Origin of the sequence: Streptomyces sp. WELS2 (assembly GCF_013870595.1) — a bacterium.
GTDB lineage: Bacteria > Actinomycetota > Actinomycetes > Streptomycetales > Streptomycetaceae > Streptomyces.
In genome coordinates, this window is record NZ_JACBWZ010000185.1 from 1 (window position 1) to 9,486 (window position 9,486).

General features: G+C 70.3%; 13 protein-coding genes. 7 read left to right on the forward strand and 6 right to left on the reverse strand.

Features of this window, described 5'->3' with window-relative positions:
• The coding region (locus H5J33_RS13860) for an NADP-dependent malic enzyme (RefSeq protein ID WP_181795210.1) at positions 1-1,138 on the reverse strand (1,138 nt) is incomplete at its 3' end.
• A gap of 557 nt (positions 1,139-1,695) precedes the next feature.
• On the opposite strand from H5J33_RS13860, the gene H5J33_RS13865 reads away from it, so the two are divergent.
• The 3 genes from H5J33_RS13865 to H5J33_RS13875 are packed head-to-tail and all read left to right on the forward strand — an operon-like array spanning position 1,696 to position 4,431.
• Positions 1,696-2,655 (forward strand): ABC transporter substrate-binding protein, encoded by a 960-nt coding sequence (locus tag H5J33_RS13865; RefSeq protein WP_181795211.1) that lies wholly within the window; start codon positions 1,696-1,698, stop codon positions 2,653-2,655.
• Between the two features lie 40 nt (positions 2,656-2,695).
• Positions 2,696-3,628: an amino acid ABC transporter permease gene (locus tag H5J33_RS13870; protein ID WP_181795212.1), complete on the forward strand. Its 933-nt coding sequence runs from the start codon at positions 2,696-2,698 to the stop codon at positions 3,626-3,628.
• Positions 3,625-4,431: an amino acid ABC transporter ATP-binding protein gene (locus H5J33_RS13875; RefSeq protein ID WP_309485398.1), complete on the forward strand. Its 807-nt coding sequence runs from the start codon at positions 3,625-3,627 to the stop codon at positions 4,429-4,431. The genes H5J33_RS13870 and H5J33_RS13875 overlap by 4 nt, the downstream gene beginning before the upstream one ends.
• A gap of 54 nt (positions 4,432-4,485) precedes the next feature.
• Here H5J33_RS13875 and H5J33_RS13880 read toward each other — a convergent pair whose 3' ends face one another.
• Complete coding sequence (locus H5J33_RS13880) at positions 4,486-5,244, reverse strand: trans-aconitate 2-methyltransferase (protein ID WP_181795213.1); 759 nt, start codon at positions 5,242-5,244, stop codon at positions 4,486-4,488.
• A gap of 98 nt (positions 5,245-5,342) precedes the next feature.
• Between H5J33_RS13880 and H5J33_RS13885 the strand changes: the two genes are divergently transcribed.
• Positions 5,343-5,972, forward strand: a complete 630-nt coding sequence (locus tag H5J33_RS13885) for an ABATE domain-containing protein (protein WP_181795214.1) — start codon at positions 5,343-5,345, stop codon at positions 5,970-5,972.
• Here the strand turns inward: H5J33_RS13885 and sodX are convergent.
• On the reverse strand, positions 5,876-6,310 hold the full coding sequence (gene sodX, locus H5J33_RS13890; protein WP_181795218.1) for a nickel-type superoxide dismutase maturation protease: 435 nt from the start codon (positions 6,308-6,310) through the stop codon (positions 5,876-5,878). The two genes, H5J33_RS13885 and sodX, sit on opposite strands and share 97 nt — an antisense overlap.
• A 145-nt stretch (positions 6,311-6,455) precedes the next feature.
• Here sodX and sodN point away from each other — a divergent pair, with 145 nt between their 5' ends.
• The 3 genes from sodN (at position 6,456) to H5J33_RS13905 (ending at position 7,823) form a co-directional block, all read left to right on the forward strand.
• Entirely contained in the window at positions 6,456-6,851 is a 396-nt protein-coding gene (gene sodN, locus H5J33_RS13895; protein ID WP_030794683.1) for a superoxide dismutase, Ni, read from the forward strand.
• 119 nt (positions 6,852-6,970) lie between these two features.
• Positions 6,971-7,372, forward strand: coding sequence for a helix-turn-helix transcriptional regulator (locus H5J33_RS13900; protein ID WP_030609853.1), 402 nt, complete (start codon positions 6,971-6,973; stop codon positions 7,370-7,372).
• 34 nt (positions 7,373-7,406) lie between these two features.
• Positions 7,407-7,823 carry a VOC family protein gene (locus H5J33_RS13905; RefSeq protein WP_030609850.1) on the forward strand — a complete coding sequence of 139 codons (417 nt, stop codon included), beginning with the start codon at positions 7,407-7,409 and terminating at the stop codon, positions 7,821-7,823.
• Between the two features lie 44 nt (positions 7,824-7,867).
• Here H5J33_RS13905 and H5J33_RS13910 read toward each other — a convergent pair whose 3' ends face one another.
• The 3 genes from H5J33_RS13910 to H5J33_RS13915 all read right to left on the reverse strand — a co-directional run.
• Positions 7,868-8,200: a DUF952 domain-containing protein gene (locus tag H5J33_RS13910; RefSeq protein ID WP_181795215.1), complete on the reverse strand. Its 333-nt coding sequence runs from the start codon at positions 8,198-8,200 to the stop codon at positions 7,868-7,870.
• A gap of 42 nt (positions 8,201-8,242) precedes the next feature.
• Complete coding sequence (locus tag H5J33_RS37450) at positions 8,243-8,536, reverse strand: hypothetical protein (RefSeq protein ID WP_258565055.1); 294 nt, start codon at positions 8,534-8,536, stop codon at positions 8,243-8,245.
• 180 nt (positions 8,537-8,716) lie between these two features.
• On the reverse strand, positions 8,717-9,486 hold a 770-nt coding region (locus H5J33_RS13915), incomplete at its 5' end, for a polyprenyl synthetase family protein (RefSeq protein ID WP_181795216.1).

The following is a 9,486-nucleotide window of genomic DNA, read 5'->3' on the forward strand; positions in this document are numbered from 1 at the left end:
GGATCACGTAGTCGGCGGCGAGGTCGTCACCGACCACCGCGGCCAGCGCCTCCGCGGCGGCGATCTTCATGCCCTCCGTGATCCGCGTGGCCCGCACCTGGAGCGCGCCGGCGAAGATGCCGGGGAAGGCCAGCACGTTGTTGATCTGGTTGGGGAAGTCCGAGCGCCCGGTGGCGACGACCGCCGCGTACTTGCGCGCGACGTCGGGGTGCACCTCGGGGTTCGGGTTGGCCATCGCGAACACGAAGGCGCCCTCCGCCATGGAGGCCACGGCCTCCTCCGGGACCGTACCGCCGGAGACGCCGATGAAGACGTCCGCACCCGCCAGGGCGTTCTCCAGCGAACCGGTCAGGCCGGCCTTGTTGGTGAATCCGGCCAGCTCGCGCTTGACCGGGGTCAGGTCGTCCCGGTCCGCCGACACGATGCCCTTGCGGTCCGTCACCGCCACGTCACCGATGCCGGCCTCGACCAGCATCTTGGCGATGGCGACACCGGCCGCGCCGGCGCCCGAGATGACGGCCCGCAGCTGCCCGATCTCGCGTCCGCTCAGCCGCGCCGCGTTGCGCAGCGCCGCGAGCGTCACGACGGCCGTGCCGTGCTGGTCGTCGTGGAAGACCGGGATGTCCAGCCGCTCCTGGAGCCGGCGCTCGATCTCGAAGCACCGGGGGGCCGAGATGTCCTCCAGGTTCACTCCGCCGAAGGAGGGAGCGAGCCGGACGACGGTCTCCACGATGTCGTCGACGTCGGTGCAGTCGAGGGCGATCGGGACCGCGTCCACGCCACCGAACTGCTTGAAGAGGATGGCCTTGCCCTCCATCACGGGGAGGGAGGCCTGGGGACCGATGTCCCCGAGCCCGAGCACGGCCGTACCGTCGGTGACGACGGCGACCACATTGGATTTCCACGTGTAGTCGTTGACCAGCTCCGGCTGTTCCGCGATCGCGGTGCACACGCGCGCGACGCCGGGCGTGTACGCGAGGGAAAGGTCGTCCTTGTCGCGGACCGGCACGGTGGCCTGCACGGCCATCTTGCCGCCGCGGTGCAGCGCGAACGCCGGATCGAAGGAATCGAGGGGCTCGGCCCCGCCGTCCTGGTCCGTTGTGCTGTCGCTGCGAGGATTGACGATCTCCGCTGCCACTTTGTCTTACCCCTTAGGTATGCATGGTTTGAGGGTCGACCACTCCTGGTGAGGGGTGGGCGGGCACCGCGTACGGCCCGTTTGCTGATACGTGCGAGGCCGTACGCGACGGGCGCGCCGCACACGCGCCCTGAGCCCCGGATGAGGGGTGTAAAGAACCTTCTTACCGGACGGACGGTGCCCACGACGAGTCCAATAGGTCCAAGGTCACATCCCGGAACGGGTGGGCGACGGGGAGGTGACGTGCGGCCGACGGACCGAAATGGCTTGAAATCGCGCAGGCCGCACAGGGGCCCGGCTGACCACATGGTGAGACACGCCGAAGATTCTCCGGCCGGAGGAGCGGATTACCGCAGATGGTCCTGCGGCTATGGACCAAGGTTGTACCGACCTGATCCGATTCGGGAGTCACCCGTTATCCGATTTTGACATAGCGATTCCCTTGAATGGCGTAGTCCGAATGGCAAGATGCCGTAAACCCACGAGGTCGCGACACCCGAAGGTGTGTGTTTCCGTCGACCCATCGGCAACTCTTCCCATCCGCCGGAGGAACCACGATGACCGCAAGCTCCACCCGTCGTACCACCGCCGCGCGCTCCCGTCTTGCCGCGGTCGGTGCGATCGCGGTCGCAGGCGCCCTGCTGCTCACCGGCTGCGGTGACCAGACGAAGGACAAGAACAAGGACTCCGGCAGCGCGTCCGCCGGCAACGCCCCGCTCGCCGGCAAGCTCCCGCAGGACATCCGGGGCAAGGGCAAGATCCGGGTCGGATCGGACATCGCGTACGCCCCCGTGGAGTACAAGGACTCCACCGGCAAGGTGGTCGGCCTGGACCCGGACCTGGCGGAGGCCCTGGGCAAGCAGCTCGGGGTGACGTTCGAGTTCCAGAACGGCACGTTCGACGCCCTGCTCACCGGTCTGCGTTCGGACCGGTACGACATCGCGATGTCGGCGATGACGGACAACAAGAACCGTCAGGAGGGCGTCGACCCCGATACCGGCAAGCACGTCGGCGAGGGCGTCGACTTCGTCGACTATCTGACCGCCGGTGTCTCCATATACACCCGCAAGGGAGACACCCAGGGCATAAAGACCTGGGACGACCTGTGCGGCAAGAAGCTGGCCGTGCAGCGCGGTACCACCTCGGACGACCTGGCCAAGAAGCAGGCCGAGAAGTGTCCGAAGGGCGAGAAGCTCTCCATCGAGGCGTTCGACGACAACCAGCAGGCCCAGACCCGGCTGCGCTCGGGCGGCGTGGACGCCGTGTCCGCCGACTTCCCGGTCGCCGCGTACGCCGTGAAGACCTCCGGCGGCGGCAAGGACTTCGAGCTGGTCGGCGACCAGGTCGAGGCGGCCCCGTACGGCATCGCGGTCTCCAAGAACGAGACCCAGCTGCGGGACGCCCTCAAGGCGGCGATGGACGCGCTCATCAAGAACGGCGAGTACCAGAAGATCCTCGAGAAGTGGGGCGCCCAGGACGGCGCCGTCAAGCAGGCCGTCGTCAACGGCGGCAAGTGACCCGCGACCTGCAAGCAGCGGCCACCGAGAGGCACTCCCCGTGACTGACATCGACAAGACGGCGGGTCCGAAGGACGCGCCCCCGGCCGGCGCCGAGGCCATCAAGGCCATCCCGGTCCGGCACTACGGACGGTACGTCACCGCCGTCATCGCGATCGCGGTCCTCGTCGCGATCGTTTACGCGTTCGCCCAGGGCAAGATCAACTGGCACGCGGTTCCCGACTACTTCTTCGACGACCGGATCATGACCGGTGTCGGCAAGACCCTCCTGCTGACGGTCCTGTCGATGCTGATCGGCATCGTCGGCGGCATCATCCTGGCGGTGATGCGGCTGTCGAAGAACCCGGTGACCTCGGCGATCGCCTGGTTCTACATCTGGTTCTTCCGCGGCACCCCGGTCCTGGTCCAGCTGTTCCTGTGGTTCAACCTGGGCCTGGTCTTCGAGTACATCAACCTGATGCCGATCTACAAGGACTACTGGTCGAGCTTCATGACGCCGCTGCTGACGGCGCTGCTCGGCCTGGGTCTGAACGAGGCGGCGTACATGGCCGAGATCTGCCGGGCCGGTCTGCTCGCGGTGGACGAGGGCCAGACCGAGGCGGCCCACGCGCTCGGCATGAGCCACGGCAAGACCCTGCGCCGGGTGGTGATCCCGCAGGCGATGCGGGTGATCGTGCCGCCGACGGGCAACGAAGTGATCAACATGCTGAAGACGACCTCGCTCGTGGCGGCCGTCCAGTTCTCGGAACTCTTCCGCTACGCCCAGGACATCGGCCAGAACTCCGGCGCCCCGGTGGAGATGTACTTCCTCGCCGCGGCCTGGTACCTGATCATGACCTCGGTGCTGAGCGTGGGCCAGTACTACCTGGAGCGGTACTACGCCCGCGGCTCCAGCCGCACCCTCCCCCCGACCCCGTGGCAGAAGGTGAAGAAGAATCTGACGACCTTCTCCAGCAGGAAGGTCACGGCATGACCGACAAGCTGAGCAAGACGCAGGACGCCCCGGCCCGGGACGCGGTCCCCATGGTCAGGGCGGAGGGCGTGCATAAGTCCTTCGGCCAGGTCGAGGTGCTCAAGGGCATCGACCTGGAGGTGAAGCCGGGCGAGGTGTTCTGCCTGATCGGCCCCTCCGGCTCCGGCAAGTCGACCTTCCTGCGCTGCATCAACCACCTGGAGAAGATCAACGCCGGGCGGCTGTACGTCGACGGCGAGCTGGTCGGCTACCGCCAGCAGGGCGACAAGCTGTACGAGCTGCGGGACCGCGAGGTCGCCATGAAGCGGCGCGACATCGGCATGGTCTTCCAGCGCTTCAACCTGTTCCCGCACATGACGGCCGTGGAGAACGTCATGGAGGCGCCGGTCCAGGTGAAGGGGGCAAGCCGTGGCGAGGCCCGGGAGCGGGCCATGCAGCTGCTGGAGCGCGTGGGCCTGGCCGACCGGGCCGGGCACTACCCCTCCCAGCTCTCCGGCGGCCAGCAGCAGCGGGTGGCGATCGCCCGGGCGCTGGCGATGGAACCGAAGCTGATGCTGTTCGACGAGCCGACCTCGGCCCTTGACCCGGAGCTGGTCGGTGACGTCCTGGACGTCATGCGGGACCTCGCCGAGTCGGGCATGACCATGGTCGTCGTGACCCACGAGATGGGCTTCGCCCGCGAGGTGGGCGACAGCCTGGTCTTCATGGACGGCGGTGTGGTGGTCGAATCCGGCCACCCCAGGGACGTGCTGACCAACCCGCGGCACGAGCGGACGCAGTCGTTCCTGTCCAAGGTGCTGTGAGCCGCGCGTGAGGGGCGGTACGGGCCGTCCGTGCCGCCCCTCACGCCCGTCCGCCTACTTCAGCGCGAGCAGCAGCGTGTCCGACGGGGAGCACCACACCGGCCTGGCCTCGGTGAACCCCTTCTCGCGCAGCACGCGCGCGTGCCACCGGGCGGAGGGCGTGTCGCCGTCCGCGTGCTCGCCGTAGATCTCGAAGCGGCGGGCGGTCGGCTCGGCGAGGACCGGGTCCTTCGCCGCCAGCTGCCACCAGTCGGCCCAGTCCAGGGCACCGTCCCGCCTGGCCTGTTCCATGCGGGCGTGCCGCTGGGCGCGCTCGGCCTCGTTGATCCGGGGGGTGGTCTCGTCGATCATGTGATCCGCGTTCATGAAGACACCGCCGTCGCGGACCAGTCCCGCGATCCGGCCGTAGAGGGCCGCGAGGGGTTCGGCGTGCAGCCAGTGCAGGGCGGTCGCGGTGAGCACCGCGTCGTAGGAGTCGTACGGCAGCTCGGCCGGCCAGTCGGGGTCCTTGAGGTCGGCGGTGACGAGCCGGACGCGGTCGTCGCCGTCGAAGGTGCCGTGCGCGATGGCGAGCAGCGCCGGGTCCAGGTCGACGCCGGTGCTGGTGGCCTCGGGGAAGCGGCGGAGCAGCCGGGCGGTGATGCTGCCGGTGCCGCAGGCCAGGTCGAGCACGCGCGGTGCCGTGCCCACGAGCGCCTCGACCATGTCGAGCATGATCCGGAAGCGTTCCTCGCGGTCCGGCATGTACCACTCCTGCTGCCGGTCCCAGCTCTCCTGCCAGGCCGCCCAGTCGGTTCCGGTACTCGTCGTCATGAAAGCCGACTCCCCTCTCTCGCGTAATACCCTGGAAGCACGACCGGCTCTTACCCGACCGCAGATCCGACCATAAGACGCCCGCGTAAGGACTACAAGTGGAACTGGCCTATTACTCGGATTACGCCGTACGTCTCGTCAACACCGAGGAACCGGCCCGGGGCAAGGACACCCTGACCACGGTCGAGGCCGTCCGCGACCTCTTCGGCGTCAACGCGTCGGCCGCCCGCCGCGCCACGGAGGCCGACGTCACCCGCTTCCGCTCGGTCCGGGCGCGGCTGCGCGCGGTCTTCGAGGCCGCCGACCAGGGCGACGAGACCCTGGCCGTGGACCTGCTCAACTCGCTGCTGCTGGAGTTCCCGGTCAGCCCGCAGATCTCCGGGCACGACCACCGGGACGACGACGGCCGGCCGCTGTGGCACATGCACCTGGCCGACCACCCCTCCAACGCCACCGCCGGCTACGCGGCGATCGCGGCGATGGGCCTCGCCTTCCACCTCACCGAGTACGGCGTCGACCGCCTCGGCCTGTGCCAGGCGGCCCCGTGCCGCAACGCCTACCTGGACACCTCCACCAACCGCTCCCGCCGCTACTGCTCGGACCGCTGCGCCACCCGCGCCAACGTGGCCGCCTACCGTGCCCGCAAACGCCTGGAGGCCGACCGGTCGGGCAGCAACGGGCGGACCGCCGAGAGCGCCCAGCGCGCCAGCGCGAGCGGCGACCGCTGACCGGCTCCGGCCGGCCGGAACCGGAACAACGCCTTGCCCAGGATCAGTTCCTCGGGCACCACCCCGTAGTCCGTGCTGTCCCCGCCCGCGTACGGGTTGTCCCCGAGCACCCACCAGCCGCCGTCGCGCCGCTCCACCGCCCGCTTGACCACCAGCAGGTCCTGCTGGAAGGGATGGCGCAGGACCACCACGTCACCGGGCCGCACCACACCCCCGTACCGCACCAGCAGCTGGTCGCCGTGGTGCAGCGTGGGCACCATGGACGGGCCGGTCACCTCCGCCAGCCCGAAGGGCGCCGCCCCCCTTCCCCGCTCGGTCTCCTGCGACAGTTCCGGCATCCCCGGCACCTCCCCGGTCCGTTCCTCCACCAGTCTCAGTCTCACCCTGGACTTTTGTCCTAAGCCCTAGGGGGCAGCCGAGAAATCGCGTTCCTCAGGGAGTAATGTCGCACCTGAGAAGACGATCACGAGGAAGGAATGCTCCATGCTTTCCCGCCTGTTTGCCCCCAAGGTCAAGGTCAGCGCCCACTGCGACCTGCCCTGCGGCGTGTACGACCCGGCCCAGGCCCGCATCGAGGCGGAGTCGGTGAAGGCCGTCCAGGAGAAGATGGCCGGCAATGACGACCCCCACTTCCAGGCTCGCGCCACCGTCATCAAGGAGCAGCGCGCGGAGCTCGCGAAGCACCACGTCTCCGTGCTGTGGAGCGACTACTTCAAGGCGCCGCACTTCGAGAAGTACCCGGAGCTGCACCAGCTGGTCAACGACACCCTGAAGGCCCTCTCGGCCGCCAAGGCGTCCACCGACCCGGCGACCGGCCAGAAGGCTCTGGACTACATCGAGCAGATCGCGAAGATCTTCTGGGAGACCAAGCAGGCCTGACCGCCTGAGCACCTCCCGACCGCACCCGGTCCGCGGACCCGCGCCCACCACGGCGCGACCGCGGACCGGGTGCGGTTTTTTCCCGGTGACCCCGGACCCGGCTGTGGGAGGCTGGGCGGATGACGGCACTGGAGGACCTGAGACGGCTGCGGCGCGTGCGGGACCGTATGGACCGGGAGTACGCCGAGCCGCTCGACATGACCGAGCTGGCCCGCGACGCCCTGATGTCCCCGGGTCACTTCCAGCGCAGCTTCCGCAAGGCGTTCGGCGAGACCCCGTACGGCTATCTCATGACCCGCCGGATCGAGCGGGCCAAGACCCTGCTGCGCCGGGGCGACCTCACCGTGACCGAGGTGTGCCTCGCCGTCGGCTGCACCTCCCTCGGTTCCTTCAGTTCCCGCTTCACCGAGCTGGTCGGCGAGACGCCCAGCGCCTACCGCGCCCGCGACCACGAGGAGAGCGCCGCGATCCCGCCGTGCGTCGCCCGCAGGCTGACCCGGCCGCGCCGCCGCCCGTACTGAGGCGCGGGATGCCGGGCGGATCTAGGGTGAGCCCATGGACGTGAAACTCGCGCAGTGTTTCCTCGCGGTGGACGACCATGACAAGGCCATCGCCTTCTACCGCGATGTGCTGGGCATGGAGATCCGCAACGACGTGGGCTTCGAGGGGATGCGCTGGGTGACCGTGGGCTCCCCGCTGCAGCCGGACGTGGAGATCGTGCTGGAGCCGCCGGACGCCAGCCCGGACGCCTCGCCCGCGGACAAGCAGGCCCTGGGCGAACTCCTCGCCAAAGGCCTGTTGCGCGGGGTCATCTTCACCACGCCCGACTGCGACGCGCTGTACGAGCGGGTGCGGGAGTCCGGCGCCGACGTGCTCCAGGAGCCGATGGACCAGCCGTACGGGGTCCGGGACTGCGCCTTCCGGGACCCGGCGGGCAACCAGCTCCGTTTCATCGAACGCCCGGCGAGCTGACGCGACCGGCCGGGCGGTGGACCGGCCCGGTTCAGCCCCAGGGTTCAGCCCCAGGGCTCCACGTCCACCACGGCCTCGGCCGGCAGGGGCCCGTACAGGTGCGGGAACTCCTCCCCGCCCGGCTCGACGGCCTCGTAGCGCACCGGCGCCCCGGCCCGGGCCGGGTCCACGACCAGGACGACCAGCTCGTCGGGGCCGTCGTAGCCGCCGTAGAGGAATTCGGCGACGCGTGGGAGCTGCTCGCGGCTGGAGAAGTGGATGAAGCCCTCCTCCCGCAGGGTGCGCCCCCGGGTGGACAGCTCGTAGGCACCGCGCTCACGCGCCGCCTCCCACAGGGAGCGTTCGGTGATGTGCAGGATGTACGGCAGTTTCGGCATCCACCCACGCTACGGCCTCCCCGGCCGCCGACCCGCCCCGGTTCACGGCGTCCCCGGCCACTCCGTCGCTCGGCCGCGGCCGTTCCGCATCCCGGCGGGCCGGCCCGGGCCATGGGGAGGACCAGGGTCGGATTCGGGCGCGGTGGGACGTCCGGTGCCGGCGTTGGCCGGCCGGTCGCTCTCCGGGCCGTCGGAGCCGGTGTACGCCGCGCAGTCGGGGTTGCGGCACGGGCCGCGGCCCCAGACCGGCACCCAGGCGCCCAACGTCTTGTGCCGCTTGACGACCGTTTCCACGGGCTGTCCGCAGACGGGACAGACGGATTCCTCGCCGCCCATGCCCTCAGCGTAGGCGCCCTCGTCACATCCCGCCGCCCGGACCAGGAGCGGAAAGCGGTGGCCCCGCGCACTGTGGGGGTGCGCGGGGCCCCCGGCCGGAGCCTCCGTCGGCCGTGCGGGGTCAGGAGCCACACGGACCTCGAGACTCCGGGTCCTCCCGGCCGCCGGCCGGGACGGCGCTCAGCTGCTGCGCCGGGTGACGAACTCGGCGAGCGCCAGCAGACCGCCCGCCGCCTCCGGGTCGGGGACCGCGCGGGCCAGTTCCTGCATGGCACGGGCCATCCGGTCGGCCGCCTCGGCCTGCGCCCAGTCCCGGCCGCCGGCCCGCTCCACCGCCAGTGCCGTACGCGCGATCTCCCCGGCCTCCGCCTCCTCGGCGAGGTAGGGCTTCCCGTACAGCGCGGCCAGCTCGGACGCCTCCGGCGCGCCGGAGGTGAGCGCCGCCACCACCGGCAGGGACTTCTTGCGGGCGGCGAGATCCGCGCCGGCCGGCTTGCCGGTGTGCCGCGGGTCTCCCCATATACCGATCACGTCGTCGATCAGCTGGAAGGCGAGCCCGGCCTGACGGCCGAAGCCGTCCAGGGCGGCCACCTCCTCCGCACCGGCTCCCGCGTACAGCGCGCCGAGCGCGCACGCGCAGCCCAGCAGCGCGCCGGTCTTGGCCTCGGCCATGGCGAGCACCTCGTCCAGCGTCACCGCGTCCGGAGCGCGCTGCTCCAGGTCGGTGTCCGCGTGCTGGCCCTCGCACAGCTCCACCACGCAGGCCGCGAGCCGGGCCGCGGCCGGGACGGAGGCCGGGTGCGGGTCCTCGGCGAGCAGCCGCAGGGCCAGCGCCTGGAGGGCGTCCCCGGCGAGGATCGCGTCGGTGTCCCCGAACACGGTCCAGGCCGTCGGCCGGTGCCGGCGGGTGGTGTCCCGGTCCATCACGTCGTCGTGCAACAACGTGAAGT

What these genes read in the sequence shown, in the direction of transcription:
- H5J33_RS13865 (WP_181795211.1), top strand. Translation starts at nt 1,696, where the DNA reads ATGACCGCAAGCTCCACCCGTCGTACCACCGCCGCGCGCTCCCGTCTT.
- H5J33_RS13875 (WP_309485398.1), top strand. Translation starts at nt 3,625, where the DNA reads ATGACCGACAAGCTGAGCAAGACGCAGGACGCCCCGGCCCGGGACGCG.
- H5J33_RS13880 (WP_181795213.1), bottom strand. Translation starts at nt 5,244, where the DNA reads ATGACGACGAGTACCGGAACCGACTGGGCGGCCTGGCAGGAGAGCTGG.
- sodX (WP_181795218.1), bottom strand. Translation starts at nt 6,310, where the DNA reads ATGCCGGAACTGTCGCAGGAGACCGAGCGGGGAAGGGGGGCGGCGCCC.
- sodN (WP_030794683.1), top strand. Translation starts at nt 6,456, where the DNA reads ATGCTTTCCCGCCTGTTTGCCCCCAAGGTCAAGGTCAGCGCCCACTGC.
- H5J33_RS13900 (WP_030609853.1), top strand. Translation starts at nt 6,971, where the DNA reads ATGACGGCACTGGAGGACCTGAGACGGCTGCGGCGCGTGCGGGACCGT.
- H5J33_RS13905 (WP_030609850.1), top strand. Translation starts at nt 7,407, where the DNA reads ATGGACGTGAAACTCGCGCAGTGTTTCCTCGCGGTGGACGACCATGAC.
- H5J33_RS13910 (WP_181795215.1), bottom strand. Translation starts at nt 8,200, where the DNA reads ATGCCGAAACTGCCGTACATCCTGCACATCACCGAACGCTCCCTGTGG.
- H5J33_RS37450 (WP_258565055.1), bottom strand. Translation starts at nt 8,536, where the DNA reads ATGGGCGGCGAGGAATCCGTCTGTCCCGTCTGCGGACAGCCCGTGGAA.